At 72.4% G+C, this 17,340-nt stretch carries 24 protein-coding genes; 12 read left to right on the forward strand and 12 right to left on the reverse strand.

Translation table 11 applies throughout. The features are described from left to right. Positions 1 to 26 precede the first annotated feature (26 nt). Genes BLQ67_RS07580 through BLQ67_RS07590 form a run of 3 tightly spaced genes read left to right on the forward strand, consistent with a single transcriptional unit; the run spans position 27 to position 2,939 of the window. Complete coding sequence (locus BLQ67_RS07580) at positions 27 to 1,214, forward strand: extracellular solute-binding protein (RefSeq protein ID WP_231945202.1); 1,188 nt, start codon at positions 27 to 29, stop codon at positions 1,212 to 1,214. A 28-nt stretch (positions 1,215 to 1,242) separates the two neighbouring features. Continuing rightward, complete coding sequence (locus BLQ67_RS07585; protein ID WP_092503880.1) at positions 1,243 to 2,133, forward strand: ABC transporter permease; 891 nt, start codon at positions 1,243 to 1,245, stop codon at positions 2,131 to 2,133. Between the two features lie 8 nt (positions 2,134 to 2,141). After that, entirely contained in the window at positions 2,142 to 2,939 is a 798-nt protein-coding gene (locus BLQ67_RS07590) for an ABC transporter permease (protein ID WP_092503882.1), read from the forward strand. 15 nt (positions 2,940 to 2,954) lie between these two features. On the opposite strand, the gene BLQ67_RS07595 is transcribed toward BLQ67_RS07590, so the two are convergent. Beyond that, positions 2,955 to 3,950, reverse strand: a complete 996-nt coding sequence (locus BLQ67_RS07595) for an alpha/beta hydrolase (RefSeq protein WP_092503884.1) — start codon at positions 3,948 to 3,950, stop codon at positions 2,955 to 2,957. 146 nt (positions 3,951 to 4,096) lie between these two features. On the opposite strand from BLQ67_RS07595, the gene BLQ67_RS07600 reads away from it, so the two are divergent. The 5 genes from BLQ67_RS07600 to BLQ67_RS07620 are packed head-to-tail and all read left to right on the forward strand — an operon-like array spanning position 4,097 to position 6,392. After that, complete coding sequence (locus BLQ67_RS07600; RefSeq protein WP_092503886.1) at positions 4,097 to 4,819, forward strand: WXG100-like domain-containing protein; 723 nt, start codon at positions 4,097 to 4,099, stop codon at positions 4,817 to 4,819. Between the two features lie 3 nt (positions 4,820 to 4,822). Then, the gene (locus tag BLQ67_RS07605) at positions 4,823 to 5,416 is read left to right on the forward strand and encodes an HNH endonuclease family protein (RefSeq protein ID WP_157674720.1); all 594 of its coding nucleotides are present in this window, start codon (positions 4,823 to 4,825) and stop codon (positions 5,414 to 5,416) included. Between the two features lie 9 nt (positions 5,417 to 5,425). Then, a complete protein-coding gene (locus BLQ67_RS07610; RefSeq protein ID WP_092503890.1) occupies positions 5,426 to 5,725 on the forward strand; it encodes a hypothetical protein in 300 nt (99 codons plus the stop codon). After that, positions 5,722 to 6,078, forward strand: coding sequence for a hypothetical protein (locus BLQ67_RS07615; protein WP_092503892.1), 357 nt, complete (start codon positions 5,722 to 5,724; stop codon positions 6,076 to 6,078). Before BLQ67_RS07610 ends, BLQ67_RS07615 begins: the two co-directional genes overlap by 4 nt. Next, on the forward strand, positions 6,075 to 6,392 hold the full coding sequence (locus BLQ67_RS07620; protein WP_157674721.1) for a hypothetical protein: 318 nt from the start codon (positions 6,075 to 6,077) through the stop codon (positions 6,390 to 6,392). Before BLQ67_RS07615 ends, BLQ67_RS07620 begins: the two co-directional genes overlap by 4 nt. Before the next feature lie 107 nt (positions 6,393 to 6,499). On the opposite strand, the gene BLQ67_RS07625 is transcribed toward BLQ67_RS07620, so the two are convergent. The 7 genes from BLQ67_RS07625 to BLQ67_RS07655 form a co-directional block, all read right to left on the reverse strand. Beyond that, on the reverse strand, positions 6,500 to 7,315 hold the full coding sequence (locus BLQ67_RS07625; protein ID WP_092503896.1) for a sulfurtransferase: 816 nt from the start codon (positions 7,313 to 7,315) through the stop codon (positions 6,500 to 6,502). After that, entirely contained in the window at positions 7,312 to 7,893 is a 582-nt protein-coding gene (locus BLQ67_RS07630) for a hypothetical protein (RefSeq protein WP_157674722.1), read from the reverse strand. Before BLQ67_RS07630 ends, BLQ67_RS07625 begins: the two co-directional genes overlap by 4 nt. A gap of 4 nt (positions 7,894 to 7,897) precedes the next feature. Next, positions 7,898 to 8,134, reverse strand: coding sequence for a hypothetical protein (locus BLQ67_RS07635; protein ID WP_092503900.1), 237 nt, complete (start codon positions 8,132 to 8,134; stop codon positions 7,898 to 7,900). Next, entirely contained in the window at positions 8,131 to 8,736 is a 606-nt protein-coding gene (locus BLQ67_RS07640; protein WP_092503902.1) for a hypothetical protein, read from the reverse strand. The genes BLQ67_RS07635 and BLQ67_RS07640 overlap by 4 nt, the downstream gene beginning before the upstream one ends. A 43-nt stretch (positions 8,737 to 8,779) precedes the next feature. Continuing rightward, positions 8,780 to 9,355 carry a pyridoxal 5'-phosphate synthase glutaminase subunit PdxT gene (gene pdxT / locus BLQ67_RS07645; protein ID WP_092503904.1) on the reverse strand — a complete coding sequence of 192 codons (576 nt, stop codon included), beginning with the start codon at positions 9,353 to 9,355 and terminating at the stop codon, positions 8,780 to 8,782. Continuing rightward, positions 9,352 to 10,251, reverse strand: a complete 900-nt coding sequence (gene pdxS, locus BLQ67_RS07650; RefSeq protein ID WP_092503906.1) for a pyridoxal 5'-phosphate synthase lyase subunit PdxS — start codon at positions 10,249 to 10,251, stop codon at positions 9,352 to 9,354. The genes pdxT and pdxS overlap by 4 nt, the downstream gene beginning before the upstream one ends. 129 nt (positions 10,252 to 10,380) lie before the next feature. Beyond that, positions 10,381 to 11,211: a thioesterase family protein gene (locus BLQ67_RS07655; RefSeq protein WP_157674723.1), complete on the reverse strand. Its 831-nt coding sequence runs from the start codon at positions 11,209 to 11,211 to the stop codon at positions 10,381 to 10,383. 117 nt (positions 11,212 to 11,328) lie between these two features. On the opposite strand from BLQ67_RS07655, the gene BLQ67_RS07660 reads away from it, so the two are divergent. Further along, positions 11,329 to 11,781 (forward strand): VOC family protein, encoded by a 453-nt coding sequence (locus BLQ67_RS07660; protein WP_092503910.1) that lies wholly within the window; start codon positions 11,329 to 11,331, stop codon positions 11,779 to 11,781. Here the strand turns inward: BLQ67_RS07660 and BLQ67_RS07665 are convergent. Beyond that, entirely contained in the window at positions 11,778 to 12,353 is a 576-nt protein-coding gene (locus tag BLQ67_RS07665) for an NUDIX domain-containing protein (RefSeq protein ID WP_231945203.1), read from the reverse strand. The two genes, BLQ67_RS07660 and BLQ67_RS07665, sit on opposite strands and share 4 nt — an antisense overlap. Before the next feature lie 60 nt (positions 12,354 to 12,413). Between BLQ67_RS07665 and BLQ67_RS07670 the strand changes: the two genes are divergently transcribed. Next, positions 12,414 to 13,250: an alpha/beta fold hydrolase gene (locus BLQ67_RS07670; RefSeq protein WP_092506838.1), complete on the forward strand. Its 837-nt coding sequence runs from the start codon at positions 12,414 to 12,416 to the stop codon at positions 13,248 to 13,250. 13 nt (positions 13,251 to 13,263) lie between these two features. Here BLQ67_RS07670 and BLQ67_RS16365 read toward each other — a convergent pair whose 3' ends face one another. The 3 genes from BLQ67_RS16365 to BLQ67_RS07685 all read right to left on the reverse strand — a co-directional run bounded on the left by BLQ67_RS16365 (position 13,264) and on the right by BLQ67_RS07685 (position 15,583). Further along, entirely contained in the window at positions 13,264 to 13,908 is a 645-nt protein-coding gene (locus tag BLQ67_RS16365) for a TetR/AcrR family transcriptional regulator (RefSeq protein ID WP_157674724.1), read from the reverse strand. Between the two features lie 152 nt (positions 13,909 to 14,060). After that, on the reverse strand, positions 14,061 to 14,654 hold the full coding sequence (locus BLQ67_RS07680) for a TetR/AcrR family transcriptional regulator (RefSeq protein ID WP_092503914.1): 594 nt from the start codon (positions 14,652 to 14,654) through the stop codon (positions 14,061 to 14,063). Between the two features lie 47 nt (positions 14,655 to 14,701). Further along, a complete protein-coding gene (locus BLQ67_RS07685; protein WP_092506839.1) occupies positions 14,702 to 15,583 on the reverse strand; it encodes a DNA-formamidopyrimidine glycosylase family protein in 882 nt (293 codons plus the stop codon). A 165-nt stretch (positions 15,584 to 15,748) separates the two neighbouring features. Here BLQ67_RS07685 and BLQ67_RS07690 point away from each other — a divergent pair, with 165 nt between their 5' ends. After that, on the forward strand, positions 15,749 to 16,021 hold the full coding sequence (locus tag BLQ67_RS07690) for a YciI family protein (RefSeq protein WP_092503916.1): 273 nt from the start codon (positions 15,749 to 15,751) through the stop codon (positions 16,019 to 16,021). Between the two features lie 74 nt (positions 16,022 to 16,095). Beyond that, positions 16,096 to 17,337 carry an amidohydrolase gene (locus tag BLQ67_RS07695; protein WP_092503918.1) on the forward strand — a complete coding sequence of 414 codons (1,242 nt, stop codon included), beginning with the start codon at positions 16,096 to 16,098 and terminating at the stop codon, positions 17,335 to 17,337. Positions 17,338 to 17,340: the final 3 nt, after the last annotated feature.

Raw genomic sequence — 17,340 nt, forward strand, 5'->3', positions numbered from 1 at the left:
GCCCCCACCCACAGCAAGGAGTCATCATGCAGGCACCCACCATGCGCAGACGGCGCACCGCAGCGATCGGCGCCGGGCTCGGCGTCGCCGCCCTCGCGCTCAGCGCCTGCGGCACCTCCGGTGGCGGCAGCGCGGCGACCGGCCCCGCGACCGAGCTCGGCGACACCGACGGCGGCTCGGTCTCGATCCTCGCGTGGCCCGGCTACGTCGAGGACGGCACGAACGACCCCGCCGTCGACTGGGTCACGCCGTTCGAGGAGGCCACGGGCTGCTCGGTGACGTCGCAGACGTACGGCACGAGCGACGAGGCGTTCAACCTCATGGGCGACGGCGGCTTCGACGTCGTCGCCGCCTCGGGCGACCTCACGCTGCGCCTCATCGCGTCGGAGACGGTGCAGGAGCTCAACACCGACCTGCTCGAGTCGTACGACGCCATCTTCGACTTCCTCAAGGAGCAGGAGTGGAACTCGGTCGACGGGGCCGTCTACGGCATCCCGCACGGCTACGGCGCCAACCTGCTCGCCTACAACACCGACGTCTTCCCCGAGGCGCCCACCTCGTGGTCGGTCGTGTTCGAGGATGCGGCGGCCAACACGGGCGGCATCACCGCCTACGACTCGCCCATCTACATCGCCGACGCCGCGATGTACCTCATGGCGACCGAGCCCGACCTCGGCATCGAGAACCCGTACTCGCTCGACGAGGAGCAGCTCGCTGCCGCCGTCGACCTGCTCACGGTGCAGCGCGAGCACATCGGCGAGTACTGGAGCGACTACCTCATCGAGGTGCAGGGCCTCGAGGCCGGCTCGATGGTGGCGGGCACGACGTGGCAGGTCATCATCAACTCGCTGTCGGAGGGCACGCCCGTCGCGGCGACGCTGCCCGAGGAGGGCGTGACCGGCTGGTCGGACTCGTGGATGATCTCGTCGGCCACCGAGCAGACGGCGTGCGCGTACGCGTGGCTCGACTGGATCGCGAGCCCCGAGGGCAACGCGATGGCGACGGAGTACTTCGGCGAGGCCCCGAACAACATCGAGGCGTGCGACTTCGCGAGCGAGGGTCACTGCGAGGCGTACCACGCGGGCGACGAGGAGTACGCGTCGCAGATCTGGTACTGGACGACGCCGATCGCCGAGTGCCTCGACGGCCGCACCGACGTGGAGTGCACCGACTACGCGGCCTGGACCGAGGCGTGGCAGCAGATCCAGGGCTGACGCCCACGGATCCGCGCACCGCAGTCGCATGACCGCATCCGCTCAGACGCTCGCCGCACCCCCCGAGACGGGGGTGCGGCGGGCGTCGCGCGCGCTCGACCGGCATCCGCGGGTCGGGCTCGCCTCGCTGCTGGGCCTGCCGCTGGGCTGGCTCGTCGTCGTCTACGTCGTGAGCCTGGGGTTCCTGCTCGTCACGGCCCTGTGGCAGACGGACTCGTTCACGAACGAGGTCCGCACGGAGTGGACGCTCGACAACCTCGCGCGCATCGTGACGCAGGACCTGTACCGAGCCGTGACGTTCCGCACGCTCGGGGCGGCGCTGCTCGTGACGCTCATCGACGTCGCGATCGCCCTGCCGGTCGGCTACGCCATGGCGAAGGTCTTCGGGCCGCGAGCTCGCGCGGCGCTCGTGATCGCGTTCCTCATGCCGCTGTGGGCGTCGTACCTCGTGAAGGCGTACGCGTGGCGCTCGATCTTCATCGAGGGCGGCCTGCTCTCGTCGATCGGCATCTCCCCCGGCTTCGGCGAGGCGGCGACGATCATCACGCTCGCCTACATCTGGCTGCCGTACGTCGTCATGCCGATCTACGCCGGCTTCGAGCGCGTGCCCGACTCGCTCGTCGAGGCGTCGAGCGACCTCGGCGCCCGCAACCTGCGCACCTTCTCGGCCGTCGTGCTGCCGCTCATGTACCCGGCGATCATCGCGGGCGCGATCTTCTCGTTCTCGCTCACGCTCGGCGACTACATCGCCGTGCGCATCGTCGGCGGGTCGACGCAGTTCCTCGGCACCCTCATCTACGACAACGTCGGCGTCGCCGGCAACGTGCCGATGGCCGCGGCCGTCGCGCTCGTGCCGATCGCCGTCATCCTGCTCTTCCTGCTCGCCGTGCGCCGCACGGGCGCGCTGCGGAACCTCTAGGAGCCTCCATGCGCATCTCGAAGCCCGTGCGCGCGACGTTCGTCGCGATCGTCGCGCTCGCGCTCGCGTTCGTCTACGTGCCGCTCGGCGTCGTGCTCGTGAACGCGTTCTCGACGAGCCAGGCGCTCGCGTGGCCGCCGCGCTCGTTCACGTTGGAGTGGTGGGGTCGCGCCGCCGCGAACGCCGGGGCGTGGGAGGCGGTGGGCACGTCGGTGCTCGTCGCCGCATGCGCGACGGCGATCGCGCTCGTGCTCGGCACGGTGTGCGCGCTCGCGCTCGACCGGTTCGAGTTCTTCGGCAAGGAGGCGGTGAACCTGCTCATCGTGCTGCCGATCGCCCTGCCGGGCATCGTGACGGGCATCGTGCTGAACAACCTCTTCCGCACGGGCCTCGGGCTCACGCTGGGCCTCGGCACGCTCATCGTCAGCCACGCGACGTTCTGCATCGTCACGGTCTACAACAACGCGTTCGCGCGCCTGCGGCGGCTCAACGGCAACCTCGTCGATGCGTCCGCCGACCTCGGCGCCGACCGCTTCACGACCTTCCGGCTCGTGACGCTTCCGCAGCTGCGCTCGGCCCTGTTCGCAGGGGCGCTGCTCGCGTTCGGCCTGTCGTTCGACGAGATCATCGTCACGCAGTTCACCGCCGGGCCCGGCGTCACGACCCTGCCGATCTGGATCTTCCAGAACATGTTCCGGCCGGGCCAGGCGCCCATCGTCAACGTCGTCGCCGTCGTGCTCGTCGTCGTGTCGATCGTGCCGATCGCGCTCGCGCAGCGGCTGGAGGCGCGGGCCGACCGCGCCTGACGCGGGTCGTCGCGCTCAGCGCAGCGCGAGCATGCCGTCGATCCAGCGCTCGAGCCGCGCGTACGCATCCGCCCGCGCCTCGCGCCGCGACAGGAAGACGTCGTGCAGCGCGCCGTCGATGCGCTCGATCGTCACCGACGAGCCGAGGTGCAGCGCGGCGCGGGCGACCTGATCGACGGTGAGGACGGTGTCGACGCGCGTGAGGTCGTCCGACCATCGGGTCGGCAGGATCGATCGCGTCGACAGCATGACGAGCACCGGCACGTCGATGCGCAGGCCCGCCGCGACCTGCGCGTGCCCGGCGAGGATCGCGCGGATCCAGCCGGCGTGCGCCGTCATCGCGATCTCGGGCCGCCACGCATGGTCGACCTCGTACGGGTCGTCGTCGTCGAACGTCTCGCGCTGCGCCCGCGCGTAGAAGCCGAGGTCGATCTGCGGCGCCGGCGCGAGCGGCGAGATGCGCGCGCGCAGGTCGGCGACGGGCATGAGCGCCGCGCGCGAGCGGGCGCCGAACTGCAGCTCGAGCCACGGGGCGTTGAGGATGAGCGCGCTCGCCTCCCCCGGATGCCGATGCGCCCACAGGGTGAGCGTGAGGCCGCCCGTCGAATGGCCGGCGAGCACGAGCCTGCGCCCCTCGCCAGCGCCGCCCTCGCGCATCGCCGCGAGCGCCGCGTCGATGTCCTCGTCGTACGTCGCGAGGTCGGCGACGAAGCCGAGCGTCTGGCTGGGGCGGATGCTGCGGCCGTACTTGCGCAGGTCGAGCGCGAAGAAGCGCGCACCCCGGTCGGTGAAGACGCGGGCGAGGCGCCGTTGGAAGAAGTAGTCGGACCAGCCGTGCACGTAGAGCACGTCGACGTCCTCGAGGTCGCGCTCCGCCTGCCAGAAGCGGCGGCGCGTGGGCAGCGCCCGCACGAGGGTCGCGACGACGTCGCCCTCGTCGTCGGGCGTCAGCGGGAGGGTGCGCTGGTGGAACCCGTCGCCCAGCACGTCCTCGCGCCAAGCGCCATCCATGCGCCCACGATATCTCCGCCGGCTGGAGGCTCTCCTGCAGCCGGGCGGGGCCGACGGATCCCTCCCAGCACCGGACTTGGGCAGTTCTCCCCATGGCGCCGTCCAGCGGGCCGTCCTACGTTCGTGGATGACCGAGGAGGCTGACAGTGGCGATCAATCTTCCCCACGAGCTCGCGTGGGTGCTGCAGATGCTCGACTTCGAGTGGCCCGAGATCGACGAGGACGAGGTCCAGCGTGGTGCGGCGATGCTGCGCCAGTACGGCGAGGACATCTCCGCCGCCGTCGAGCGCGCCGACCAGATCGTGCACTCCCAGATCGCCCCCGCGTACAAGGCCCAGGGTGGCGACGCCTTCGTCAAGAGCTGGGACGAGACGCGCTCGTCGAACATCCAGGGCTTCGTGCAGCTGATCGACCCCGCTGCGACAGGCATGGACGTGTTCGCCGACGTCGTCGTCGGACTCAAGCTGAAGGTCATCGCCGAGCTGGTGCTCACGGCAGCGCAGATCGCGACCGCCATCGCCGCCGCGGCCTTCACGTTCGGCGCCAGCCTCGCCGCGCAGACCGCGATCTTCCTGGCGCGCAAGCAGGCGCTGAAGTTCGCGACGAACGTGATCATCGAGCAGGCCATGATCCAGATCTTCGAGATGATCGAGGAGCCGCTCATGGGGGCCGGTACGCAGCTGATCAGCATGATCGCCGAGGCGGAGGTCGTGCAGGGCGTGGTCTCCGAGGTCGAGGGCGTCAAGATCGATCTCGCTGCCCTCGAGACGGCCTCCGGCGACCTGCAGACGAACGCGCACGAGCAGCAGACGATCACCGGAGACTTCATCGCCCAGTTCCAGTCCCTGCAGATGTCGACCGCGGAGTAGACCATGGCAACCATCGGACAGCTCGTTCGCCGCATCAAGGATCCCATCGCACGGCAGATGGCCGAGGCGGGAGAGGCGCTGAGCGACATCTTCGCCCGCATGGGCATCAAGTCCGCCGATGACATCGCCCTGCTCCGGCGCATCGACCGGCAGAACGGCGGCACGGGCAATGCGAGGCCCGACATCGGCCCCACGGGCAACCAGTACTCGGTCGCGCACCAGATGCAGCTGCCCCGCGGCGAGTGGGGCACGAGCCGTCCGCGGCACTTCCAGCTGGCGAACGAGAGCCTCTACAACGACATGCTCGCGGACCCCGACTACATGGACGCGATCGAGTCGATGCAGCCGGGCACGTTCGGGAACGTGTCACCCGGGGCGCAGGGCGCCTTCCCGCGGACCTCGCCCGACGGTTGGACGTGGCAGCACGCCCTGACCTCGCAGGCCGACGGGGAGGGTGGCGTGATGCAGCTCGTACCCCGATGGCAGCACGAGCCGGGCAGCATCTTCCAGGACGTGCTGCACCCGCGGATCGGCCCGAACGGCGGCCCCATGGGCGGGTACGCCGAGTGGGCGGTGCCGAACGGTGCGCGCCGGTAGGGTGCGACCATGCATGTGACGCACCTCGACGGATCGTCCGACCCCGCCGGCATCGAGGATCTCCCCGCACTGCTCGCCGAGCTCGACGACGCGAACGACGAGGAGCTCGAGGTCGCCGCGGGCGACCCGTACGGGTGGAGCGCATCGGCGTACGCCTCGGGCACGGTCGTGCTCGACCACGCAGCACAGCCGCACGAACCGCAGCATGTCCTCTACGGAGTGTCGCGCGACGAGATGCTCACGATCCTCACCGAAGTCATGTCCGGCGACGTCGAGACCGCGCTCGCGCGGCCCTGGACCCTGGAATGAGCGAGATCCCCGCCGAGATCGCGCACATCGAGGCACGTCTGCTCGACGCCTACTTCCTGCATCTCATCGGTCTCCTCGATCCCGAGTCCGCGCGCCAGGCCGAGAGCCACACCGGACGGCTGCAGCTCGCGTTCGACGCCGATCGCGGAACGTGGGATCAACTCATCGAGCGACGGCTCGCCCTCACCACGCTCGACGTCACGACGATCCGGCGGGCCTACGAGGAGCAGCTGGCGCTCGACGATGAGCTCGGGCAGCCGCACGATCCCCACGCCTGGGCGCGGGGCATGACGGATGCGTTCCGCGGAGCGCCGCCGCAGGACGAGCCGACCGACGACCAGGGGAGCGCATGACCATGACCGATCGCTACGAGGGCAAGCCCTTCCTCAGGCTGGTGGACGCCTACGTCCTCGACCTCATCGGCGCCCTCGACCCCGCGACGGCGCAGGGCATGGCCGCGCTCGAGCCGCGACTCCGCGGTACCTTCTCGGCGCCCGAGGACGCGTCGTGGCAGGAGATCGTGCGGGGACAGCTGCAGCTCGACGATCCGCAGGTGCACTCGATCCGGGAGGCGTGGTCGCGTCAGCTGCTCGAGGACGACGGCTTCGGCAAGCCCCATGACCCGGTCGCCTGGGCGTACGCCGTCTCGGATCAGATGACCTCCTGAGCGTCGGCGACGCCACGACCACCGTCGATCGTCGACGTCGCGAGCTCGACCCGCGACGACGTGCGCGCCGGCCCGCGACGTCGACGAGCGCTGACGCAGGACGCGCGTCAGTCGCCGACGGCGACCGGGCGGCCCGACTCGGGGCGGCCCCACTCCGACCACGAGCCGTCGTAGACGCGCACGTCGTCGCGGCCCGCGAGCGTCGCCGCGAGCGCGACGATGCAGGCGGTGACGCCCGAGCCGCACGTCGTGATGATGGGCGCGTCGCCCGCGGCCTCGTCGATGCGGTCGGCGAGGCTGCCGACCTCCTGCAGGCGGCCGTCGCACTCGAGCGCCTCGTACGGCAGCGACACCGAGCCGGGGATGTGCCCGCCGCGCAGACCCTTGCGAGGCTCGCGTGCGATGCCCGCGAAGCGCTCGAACGAGCGCGCGTCGAGCACGACGGCCTCGTCGGAGGCGATCGCACGAGCCACGACGTCGGCACCGACGAACGCGTCGTCGCGCCACCGCACCGTCACGTCGCCCGGCACGTCGGCGCGCTCGCGCGTCGCCTGCGTCTCGCCGCCGGCGTCCACCCATCCTGGCAGCCCGCCGTCGAGCACCGCAGCCTCGACGCCTGCGGCCTCGAGCATCCACCACGCTCGCGCGCTCGAGAAGATGCCCTGCGCGTCGTAGGCGACGACGCGGTCGCCGTCGCGGACGCCGAGGTCGCGCAGCCGCTGCTCGAACTCGACCGGGTCGAGCATGTCGTGCACGCCATCGGTGTCGTGGCGCGACATGACGCCGTCGAGGTCGAAGCGCAGCGCGCCCGGGATGCCGTCGGCGCCACGGAACGCGCCCACCGACGCGTCGACCACCACGAGCCGCTCGTCGTCGAGGTGGTGCTGGAGCCAGGTCGCGGAGACCAGGTCGGGAAGGGTCAAGGATCCACCTCATCGGGGAAGGACGTGATGATGCTGCTCGACGAGAGACCGTAGCCCACCGTGACGATCCATGCACGTTCGACGTCGCCCGTGTCGCCCACGAGCTCGACGCGCACGTCGTAGTTCACGATGTCGTCGCGGTACTCCTCGACGCTCGTCGGCGCCTCGAGCGCCTGGTCGATCGCGAACCACGCGACGTCCTCCCACGACGAGCCGACCTCGTCGGCGAGCTCGCCGAAGTCGCCCGTGTGGCCGTCGGCGATGTGGCGCCAGCCCGCGCCGTTCGCATTGCCGCACGTGAGCGTCGCCTCACCCGCCGCGACGTCGAGCTCGGGCCACGCGACGCGGTCGAAGACCTCGAGCGCCTCGCGGCCGGCGACGCCGTCGCACGCCTCGGTGCCCGCGACGTCGTCGGCGACGGGGTCGAAGATCGCGTCGGCGGTCTGCAGGTACGGGCCGTCGGGTGCGGTCCCCGTGGCCGGGTCGGCGACGCCGACGGACTGGCAGCCCGCGAGGAGGGCCGTGCCGGCCAGCGCGCATGCGGCGAGCAGCCGCATCCGCCCGCCCGCCATCGTCATGGCGTCAGTGCCCGCGGGGCTCGTCGTGGTCGTCGCGCTCCTCGGGCGTCGGAGGATTCGCGACGAGCGTGAGCGTGGCGATGACGACGAGCGACACGATGAACGCGACGCCGCCGATGATGAGCGCGTGGATGGGCTCGCGGATGACGAGCAGCACCACGAGCGCCGAGAAGATGCCGATGCCGCCCGCGAAGGCGAGGTACTCGACCGGCTTGAGGCGGTCGCGACGCGAGGGCTTCATGCCGTCGCCTCCCGTGCATCCTTCGCCGCGGCGCGCGCCGAGTAGGCGGCGATGCCGTGGAAGACGCCGACGATGACCGCGTACGCGCCCACGAGGCCCACGAGCACGACGTCGTGGCTCGGCATGCAGGCGAAGACGATGGCGGCGACGAGCGTGAACGCGGCGACGAAGCGCCAGTCGGCGGCGATGCGGCGCGCCTTCGGGTCGGTCGTGGCGCGCAGGCGGAACCAGGCCCAGCCCTCGACGGCCGCAGCGACGATCGCCCAGGCGGCGACGACGACCTTGAGCGCGAGGCCGCTCGGCGCGGCGATCGCGAGCGCGATGGCGACGACGCCCGCGACGAGGCCTGCGATGCCGGCGACGCGCGGGAAGCGCGCGACCTCGGCGTAGACGGCGCCGCGCAGCGCGAGCAGCGCAGCGCCGGTGCCGAGCGCGACGACCGCGAAGGCGACGAGACCGACGAGCGCGTCGTGCGACTGCAGGAACGTCACGGCCACGCCCACGGCGACCGCCGGCACGGCACGCGCCGCGGGCAGCTGCCAGACGGGTCGCTCGCTCGGCGTCGGCGACGTGTGGTCGCCCTGCTGCTCGATCGTGCTCACCGCATCCCAGGGTATCGCGGTTGCGTCCGGCGCCGAGCCGCCCTCAGCCCACGCGCGCGAGCAACCGCCGGTGCACGCGGTCGTCGCCGACGAGCTCCGGGTGGAACGAGACGCCCAGCAGCGCGCCCTGCTCGACGGCCACGATGCGGCCCTCGTGCTCGCCGAGCACCGTCACGTCGTCGCCGACCTGCTCGACGACGGGCGCGCGGATGAACGACGCCGCGACCGGCACGTCGCCGATCGCCGGCATCGCCACCGACGACTCGAACGAGTCGACCTGGCTGCCGTACGCGTTGCGGCGCACCGTCACGTCGAGGCCGCCGAGCGTCTGCTGCCCGGGCGCGGCGTCGAGGATGCGGTCGGCGAGCAGGATGAGCCCCGCGCACGTGCCGAGCACGGGCATCCCGTCGGCGATCCGCTGCCGCAGCGGCTCGCGCAGCCCGAGGATGCGGGTGAGCCGGTCGATGACCGACGACTCCCCGCCGGGGATGACGAGCGCATCCACGCCCTCGAGCTGCGCGGCCGAGCGGATGGGGGCGGCGTCGGCGCCGAGCCCGTGCAGCACGGCGAGGTGCTCGCGCACGTCGCCCTGCAGCGCGAGCACGCCGACGCGCGTCACCAGCCGCGCTCGGAGAGGCGATGCGGTGCGGGGAGGTCGGCGACGTTGATGCCGACCATGGCCTCGCCGAGGCCGCGCGACGCCTCGGCGATCGCGAGCGCGTCGTCGAACTGCGCCGTCGCCTTCACGATGGCGGCGGCGCGCTCGACGGGGTTGCCCGACTTGAAGATGCCCGAGCCCACGAAGACGCCGTCGGCGCCGAGCTGCATCATCATCGCCGCATCCGCGGGCGTGGCGACGCCGCCGGCGACGAAGAGCACGACGGGCAGTCGGCCCTCGCGGGCGACCTCCTCGACGAGCGCGTACGGCGCCTGCAGGTCCTTCGCCGCGACGTACAGCTCGTCCTTCGAGAGCGACGCGAGCGCGCGGATCTCCTTGTTGATCGTGCGGATGTGCTTCGTCGCCTCCGAGACGTCGCCCGTGCCGGCCTCGCCCTTCGAGCGGATCATCGCCGCACCCTCGGTGATGCGGCGCAGCGCCTCGCCCAGGTTCGTCGCCCCGCACACGAACGGCACGTCGAAGCCCCACTTGTCGATGTGGTTGACGTAGTCGGCGGGGCTCAGCACCTCGGACTCGTCGACGTAGTCGACCTCGAGCGCCTGCAGCACCTGCGCCTCGACGAAGTGGCCGATGCGCGCCTTCGCCATGACGGGGATCGAGACCTCGGCCTTGATGGCGTCGATGAGGTCGGGGTCGGACATGCGGGCGACCCCGCCCTGCGCGCGGATGTCGGCGGGCACGCGCTCGAGCGCCATGACGGCGACGGCGCCGGCGTCCTCGGCGATGCGCGCCTGCTCGGGGGTGACGACGTCCATGATGACGCCGCCCTTCAGCATCTCTGCGAGGCCGCGCTTCACGCCGTCCGTCGCGCGTGCGGGAACCTGAACTTCACTCATGGGGCTGGACGCTACGCGGGTCGCTCCAGGCCACTCGGCGCGGAGTGGTCCTGGGTGGCCTGCGCATCCCAGTCCACTCGAGGAATTGAGGTCTTCGGCCGCTTTTGACATCAAAAGTGGCCGAGAACCTCAATTCCTTGGGTCGAGAGGCGAGACGAGGAGGGACTGGGCGATGCGGCCGACGGGGCCGTGCTCGTCGTGCACGACCGCCTGGCTCAGGCCGACGCCCGCCGAGCCGATCGACGACTCCGCCTCGATGCCCGTCCACTCGCCCGTCGGACGCTCGAACAGGTGGATGGCGAGCTCCGTGTTGATGAAGGTCCACGACCGCGTGTCCAGGCGCGCGCCGACGCCGTTCGCCGCATCGATCGGCAGGATCGCCCGCAGCGACGCGCTCGGCTCCTCGCCCGCGACGAACGGCATCCGCAGCCGCGCCCACGCGACCGTCGGCGCGCCGCGCTCGCCGAACGTCGACGCGAAGCGCCAGTCGAGCGAGCCCACGAAGCCCTCGAGCCACAGCGGCGGCACCGGGGCGTCGTGCAGCGTGGGCGCGCCCTCGGGCGGCAGCGCGAACCGCTGCCCGGCGCGGTAGGCGACGGATGCGGTGTCGGCCGTGCGCATCCGCCAGCCGCGCGCACGTGCCGCGGGTCGCCACGCGCCGCCGGGACCGCGCTGCAGCACCTCCGCCTCGACGAGGTCGGCCGAGCGGCCCGAGCGCACGACCTCGGCGCGCACCGCGACCTCGTCGAGCGTCACGGGACCGAGCAGCTCGACCGCGAGCCGCGTGAGCATCCACCCCTCGGCGCCCGGCGCCTGCTCGCACGCCCGCCACAGCAGCCCCGCGACGGGGCCGCCGTGCTGGATGCCCGCGCTCCACGGGCTACCGGTGTGCGCCGTGGGCTGCAGCACCTCCGCGCCGTCGTGGGTGCCCGCGGGCAGGAAGTAGGCGTCGTCGCTCATCGGCTCCATCCTGGCGGGGCGTCGCTCGCGGTGCACCCTTCGAGGCTCGCTTCGCTCGCACCTCAGGGAGCGGGACGCGGGTGGCGGCCCAGCCGGGGCGGGGCTACCGTCGCCGACATGGACCTCCGCCTCGTCAACGTCGGCATCGCCGTGCGCGACCTCGACGCCACCATCGCCTTCTTCACCGACCTCGGCATGACGCTGCAGGGCCGCGACGAGGTCAGCGGCGACTGGGCCGACACCGCCGTGGGCCTCGACGGCAACCACGCGCGCATCGCGGTGCTGCAGACGCCCGACGGGCAGGGCGCGCTCGAGCTGTTCGAGCCCATCCACCCCGCCGGCATCGAGGTCGAGCCGGCGCAGGCGAACACGATCGGCATGCATCGCGTCGCCTTCCAGGTCGACGACCTCGACGCCGCCCTCGCCATCGCGGCGCGGCACGACGCGCATCCGCTGCGCGGCGTCGCCAACTACGAGGACGTGTACCTGCTGACCTACCTGCGCGGGCCGAGCGGCATCCTCGTGATGCTCGCGCAGGACCTGCAGCGCAACCCGCTCGCGACGACCTAGCCGACGCGGCCGAGGTGCACGGCGACGTGCAGCATCGCCGCCATCGTCTCGGCGTCGCTGATCTCGCCGCGGCCGACCATCGCGAGCACCTCCCCGAACGGCACGCGGCGCACCCCGGCGATGCCCTCCTCGGCCTGCGTCGCGGCCGTCGCCTCGACGTCGGCGGCGACGGGATGCAGACCGCGCGCGAGGAAGACGTGCTCGGGGGCGTCGCAGATGCCGTTGAGCGACGACATCGCGCCGACCTCGACCCACTCGTCGGCGGCGAGGCCCGTCTCCTCGGCGAGCTCGCGGCGGGCGGCGACCAGCGCATCCTCGCCGTCGGTCGACCCCGCGGGCACCTCGGTCGACCAGCGACCCGTCGTGTAGCGGTAGAGGTCGACGAGCACGACCTCGTCGGCGTCGGTCATCGCGACGACGAACACCGCCGGGTTCGCGACCTCGACGACGCCGTAGATGCCCGTGCCGCCGTCGGGCCGCACGACCTCGTCCTCGCGCAGGCGCAGCCACCGGTTCGCGTACACCTCGCGGGTCGCGGTGGTCGTCCAGCCGGTCGGTCGCTCGTCGCTCACGCGACCATCCTGCCCCCGCACCCCCTGGACGGCAGGCTCCGGCGGGCCTACCGTCGTCGCATGACGAGCCTCGTCGTGCGCGCGGGCGACGTCGAGCTCGCCGTCGAGACGTTCGGCGATCCGGCCGACCCGACGATCCTGCTCATCCATGGCGCGAGTGCCTCGATGCTGTGGTGGGAGGCGGCGCTGTGCGCCCGGATCGCCGCCGCGGGTCGCCACGTCGTGCGCTGCGACCAGCGCGACACGGGGCTGTCGACGACCTTCCCGCTCGGCGACCCCGGCTACGCCATGAGCGACCTCGCACGCGACGCCGTCGCGATCCTCGACGCGCTCGGCGTCGAGCGCGCGCACGTCGTGGGCCGGTCGATGTCGGGTGGCGTGGCGCTCATGCTCGCCGTCGACCACGCGTCTCGCGTGGCCACGGTCACGTTCGTGTCGACGACGACGGGCGACGACGACCTGCCGCCGCCGACGGACGCCTTCCGTGCCGCGTCGCCGCAGGGCGAGATGGATCCCGCCGACCCCGAGGGTGCCGTCGACCTGCTGGTCGCGAGCATCCGCGCGTACGTCGGCGACGATCCGGGCTTCGACGAGCAGGCGACGCGCACGCTCGCCGCCGCCGACGTCGCCCGCACGCGCGACCTGCGCGCCGCGACGACGAACCACTTCGCCATGACGTTCGACGCGCCGGTCGGCGGCGGGTTCGCGGAGGTGCGCATGCCGGCGCTCGTCGTGCACGGAGAACGCGACCCGGTCTTCCCGCTCGCGCACGGGCGTGCGCTGCAGGCGGCGATGCCGGGATCGACGCTCGTCGTGCTGCCGGGCAGCGGTCACGAGGTGCTCGAGCGCAGCTGGCCGGCGTTCGTCGACGCGCTCGTGGCGCACACCGCCCGCTGAGGCGGAGCGCAGGTCAGGCGGCGTCGGCCGCCGCGACGCTCGCGAGGCTGCGCCGCATGGTCTCGGCCACGAGGGCGTCGAGCGTGCGCTGGTCGACGTCGTCGGGGCTGCGCAGCATGGCGTCGGCGACCATGGCGGCGCGCACGCACGAGCGCCGGGCGCGCGACTCGCTCACGCCGAGCGCGCCGAGCGCGGTCGCGGCGGGGGCGGTGGCCTCGATCCAGGCAGCGTCCACGCCATCGGCACCGAGCGGGTCGACGCGCTCGCCGATGCCGAGCGCGAGGTACGAGGGCTCGGCGTCGCGGGAGGCGCGGATGGCCCAGACGAGGGCGCGGGCGACGGTCTCCTCGCCGGGTGGGGCGATGGCGAGCACCTCGACGAGGTGACGCTGCACGCGGTTGCGCGCGCGGGCGCCGAGGCCCTCGAGCAGCGCCGTGCGGTCGGGGAAGTAGCGGTAGACCGTGCCGATCGACACCTCCGCGCGCGCGGCGACCTCCGCGGTCGTCAGCGCCTCGCGACCGCGCTCGGCGACCTCCGTGGCTGCGGCGTCCAGCAGCGCGTCGATGCGACGTCCTGCCCGCGCCGACGGTGCGTCGATCCGCACGTCGACGCCGGGTGCGAGCTCGTGCTGGACCGCAGATGTGGTGCTGCTGGCCATGATGCGATTCCCTCCGAAGGTGATGGATGCTCACCTATCACCAGTTATCATAACGCACGGTTAAAACTGGCGGAAGAGTGGGGGACGCCGTACGCATGCGGCAGCTCGCCGCACCCCATCGAGGGCGGGCGCGACGACGTGGAGGCGCCGGCTCAGGCGGGCTCGGGCCCCAGCAGGTGCGTCATGAGCGCCTCGACGGCGAGCTCGGTGGCGGCGACCGCCGCATCCCGGTCGTCGGTGAGCACGAACCCGAACTGCGTGCCGAAGAACGCGTCGGTGAGCGCGCGCGACCCGACGGCCGCACGCTCGGGCGCGAGCCCCTGCGCCTCGAACCAGCGTCGGAACTGATCCGTCCACGCCGCATGGCTGTCGGCGATCCGCTGCCCCATGTCGGGGTCGATGCGCTCGAGCGCGCCGGCCTCGAACTGCATCCGCACACCCGCCGCGTAGGGCTCCTCGAGCGTGAGCGGGTATCCGTCGCGCAGGAACGTGCGCATCTCGGCGCGCGACAGCGTCGAGAGGTCCTGGTCGCCGAGCAGCTCGGCGCGTGCGCGGATCGTGCCCTCGAGGATGGCGTCGATGAGCTCGGCGCGCGAGCCGAAGTGGTAGCTGAGCGAGTAGGTCGACAGCCCGAGCTCGCCCGCGAGGCCGCGGAAGGTCACCGAGCTCAGCGTCGAGCCCTGCATCGCCTCCTGGATCTCGCCCAGCAGTCGCGGTCGGATCGTCGGATCCTGCGGTCGCCCCATCGTTTCCTCCTCACTCGTTATGGTAACGGGCTCGGGATGCGGCTCCGCTACCTCAGGAGCCTCGAGAGCACGCGGTCGGAGAGCGGCTTGCCGCCGGTCTGGCACGTCGGGCAGTACTGGAAGGTCGAGTCGGCGTACTCGACCTGGCGGATCGTGTCGCCGCACACAGGGCATGCCTCGCCCGTGCGACCGTGCACGCGCATGTCGGAGCGCTTCTCGGACTTGAGGCTCGACGCCGGCACGCCCGCGCGCGCCGCCACGGCATCCCGCAGCGTCTCGCGCAGCGCGACGTAGAGGCGATGCCGGTCGTCGGCACCCATCGACGCCGGGTGGAACGGCGACATGCGCGCGACGTGCAGGATCTCGTCGGAGTACGCGTTGCCGATGCCCGCGATGCGGCGCTGGCTGCGCAGCACGCCCTTGATCTGCGCGCGACCCGCGTCGTCGAGCACCGCACCGAACACATCCTCTGTGAAGTCGTCGCCCAACGGATCGGGCCCGAGCGTCGCGATGTCGTGCACGTCGCTCGGCGCGCGCACGACGTGGATCGCGAGGCCCTTCTTCGTGCCCGCCTCGGTGAGGTCGAAGCCCGCGTCGTCGTCGAGCATGAGCTGCGCGGCGAGCGGTCCCTTGCCCATGCGCGGCCGCGTCTTGGGCGCCTCGTCGCGCCACCGCAGCCAGCCGGCGCGGGCGAGGTGGATGCAGACGTGCAGCTCGGCCGGCGCGTCGCCGACGGTCGCGACGGCGAGGTCGAGCCACTTGCCGTGCCGTTCGACGCCCGTGATCTCGCCGCCGTCGAGCGCGCGCGGTGGCGGGTCGAAGGTCTTGAGGGCCGAGATGGCGTACGTGTCGAGCCTGCGCACGCGACGGCCCACGAGGCGGCCGCGCAGATCGTCGGCGAGCGCCTGCACCTCGGGCAGCTCGGGCATGCGTGCAGTCTGCACGCCGCCGCCGACATGCGCCATCCCCTCGCGGCCGTGCGCTGCGGTGGCTTCGCGCGCCGGCCCTGCCGCGGCGTCGCGCGCCGGCCGGCTCGCGCTGCGCACGCCGCATCCCGCCCCGGCACCGCATCCGCCCCGCCGTAGGCTCGCAGCATGATCGCCCTGCACCTGCGCTACACCGACGCCCCCGGCCGCCTCGAGCTGCGCCCCCGCCACCGCGAGCTGCTCGACGAGCTCGTCACCGAGGGCGTGCTGCTGGCCGCCGGCCCGTACGAGCACGGCGAGGGCGCCCTGCTGCTGTTCTCGGCCGACCGCGAGCGCGTGCAGCAGGCGATCGACGCCGACCCGTACATGACGCACCCCGGCGTCGTCATCACGGCGATCGAGGAGTGGAACCCCGCGATCGGCGGCGTCCGCCCCCTCTGACCGGGAGCGTTGAGGTTTTCGGCCCGATGTGAGGTCACATCGGGCCGAAAACCTCGACTGTGTAGGTTCGGAGCATGCGCGTGCTCGACGACCTGGCCTCCGTCCGCCCGTTCACCGAGGAGCTGTACAAGCACCTCCACGCGCACCCCGAGCTCTCGGACCGCGAGCACGAGACCGCGAAGCGCATGGCCGCCGAGCTGCGCGCCACCGGCATCGACGAGGTGCACGAGGGCGTCGGCGCCTCGACGGGCGTCGTCGGCATCGTGCGCAACGGCGACGGCCCGACGATCCTCGTGCGCGCCGACATGGATGGCCTGCCCGTCGTCGAGGACGACGTCGTCGAGTACCGCTCGACGCAGACCGCCGAGGTCGACGGCGGCATCGTCGGCGTCATGCACGCGTGCGGCCACGACGTGCACATGGCCACGCTGCAGGGCTCCGTGCGCCTGCTGGTCCAGCACCGCGACGCGTGGAGCGGCACCCTCGTCGTCGTGTTCCAGCCCGCAGAGGAGACCGTCGCCGGCGCCCGCGCGATGACGGATGCGCTGCGCGCGCTCGTGCCGTCGATCGACGCCGCGCTCGGCCAGCACGTCGCGCCCTACCCAGCATCCCAGGTGCGCCTGTCGGCCGGACCGATCATGGCCGCCGTCGACGAGCTCATCGTCACGGTGCACGGCCGCGGCGGCCACGGCTCGCAGCCCGAGACGACGATCGACCCCGTCGTGATCGCCGCGTCGATCGTGCTGCGCCTGCAGACGATCGTGAGCCGCGAGGTGCCGTCGTCGCAGCAGGCGGTCGTGACGGTCGGCACGATCCACGCGGGCACGAAGTCGAACATCATCGCCGAGACCGCGCGGCTCGGGCTCAGCATCCGCACGTACGACGAGACGGTGCGCGCGCAGATCCACGCCGCCATCGAGCGCATCGTGCAGGCCGAGTGCCAGGCCGCCGGAGCGACGCAGCCGGCGACGATCGAGCACACGCTGTGGGCGCCCGTCACCGACAACGACCCCGGCGTCGTCGGCACGCTGCAGCCCGCGTTCGACGCGGAGTTCGGCGGCGACGTCGTGCCGATGGAGCGCCTGTCGGGCTCGGAGGACTTCTCGGAGCTCGCCGCCGCGTACGGCGCGCCCTACTGCTTCTGGTTCACGGGAGGCATCGACGACGCGCGCCACGCGGCCGCGGTCGAGGCCGGCACGGTGCTCACCGACATCCCCACGAACCACTCCCCCGCGTTCGTGCCCGTGCTGCAGCCCACGCTCGACACCGCGGTGCGCGCCATGACGACCGCGGTGCTCGCGCACCTCGGCCGCTGACGC

Source organism: Agrococcus jejuensis (assembly GCF_900099705.1).
GTDB classification, from domain to species: domain Bacteria; phylum Actinomycetota; class Actinomycetes; order Actinomycetales; family Microbacteriaceae; genus Agrococcus; species Agrococcus jejuensis.

Excerpts from the sequence above, each read along its gene's own strand:
- pdxS (WP_092503906.1), bottom strand. The coding sequence starts at position 10,251 with ATGAGTGAAGTTCAGGTTCCCGCACGCGCGACGGACGGCGTGAAGCGC.
- BLQ67_RS07580 (WP_231945202.1), top strand. The coding sequence starts at position 27 with ATGCAGGCACCCACCATGCGCAGACGGCGCACCGCAGCGATCGGCGCC.
- BLQ67_RS07615 (WP_092503892.1), top strand. The coding sequence starts at position 5,722 with ATGAGCGAGATCCCCGCCGAGATCGCGCACATCGAGGCACGTCTGCTC.
- BLQ67_RS16365 (WP_157674724.1), bottom strand. The coding sequence starts at position 13,908 with ATGGCCAGCAGCACCACATCTGCGGTCCAGCACGAGCTCGCACCCGGC.
- BLQ67_RS07690 (WP_092503916.1), top strand. The coding sequence starts at position 15,749 with ATGATCGCCCTGCACCTGCGCTACACCGACGCCCCCGGCCGCCTCGAG.
- BLQ67_RS07605 (WP_157674720.1), top strand. The coding sequence starts at position 4,823 with ATGGCAACCATCGGACAGCTCGTTCGCCGCATCAAGGATCCCATCGCA.
- BLQ67_RS07610 (WP_092503890.1), top strand. The coding sequence starts at position 5,426 with ATGCATGTGACGCACCTCGACGGATCGTCCGACCCCGCCGGCATCGAG.
- BLQ67_RS07635 (WP_092503900.1), bottom strand. The coding sequence starts at position 8,134 with ATGAAGCCCTCGCGTCGCGACCGCCTCAAGCCGGTCGAGTACCTCGCC.
- BLQ67_RS07595 (WP_092503884.1), bottom strand. The coding sequence starts at position 3,950 with ATGGATGGCGCTTGGCGCGAGGACGTGCTGGGCGACGGGTTCCACCAG.
- BLQ67_RS07630 (WP_157674722.1), bottom strand. The coding sequence starts at position 7,893 with ATGACGATGGCGGGCGGGCGGATGCGGCTGCTCGCCGCATGCGCGCTG.
- BLQ67_RS07585 (WP_092503880.1), top strand. The coding sequence starts at position 1,243 with ATGACCGCATCCGCTCAGACGCTCGCCGCACCCCCCGAGACGGGGGTG.
- BLQ67_RS07590 (WP_092503882.1), top strand. The coding sequence starts at position 2,142 with ATGCGCATCTCGAAGCCCGTGCGCGCGACGTTCGTCGCGATCGTCGCG.
- BLQ67_RS07655 (WP_157674723.1), bottom strand. The coding sequence starts at position 11,211 with ATGAGCGACGACGCCTACTTCCTGCCCGCGGGCACCCACGACGGCGCG.
- BLQ67_RS07620 (WP_157674721.1), top strand. The coding sequence starts at position 6,075 with ATGACCATGACCGATCGCTACGAGGGCAAGCCCTTCCTCAGGCTGGTG.
- BLQ67_RS07695 (WP_092503918.1), top strand. The coding sequence starts at position 16,096 with ATGCGCGTGCTCGACGACCTGGCCTCCGTCCGCCCGTTCACCGAGGAG.
- BLQ67_RS07685 (WP_092506839.1), bottom strand. The coding sequence starts at position 15,583 with ATGCCCGAGCTGCCCGAGGTGCAGGCGCTCGCCGACGATCTGCGCGGC.
- BLQ67_RS07670 (WP_092506838.1), top strand. The coding sequence starts at position 12,414 with ATGACGAGCCTCGTCGTGCGCGCGGGCGACGTCGAGCTCGCCGTCGAG.
- BLQ67_RS07680 (WP_092503914.1), bottom strand. The coding sequence starts at position 14,654 with ATGGGGCGACCGCAGGATCCGACGATCCGACCGCGACTGCTGGGCGAG.
- BLQ67_RS07660 (WP_092503910.1), top strand. The coding sequence starts at position 11,329 with ATGGACCTCCGCCTCGTCAACGTCGGCATCGCCGTGCGCGACCTCGAC.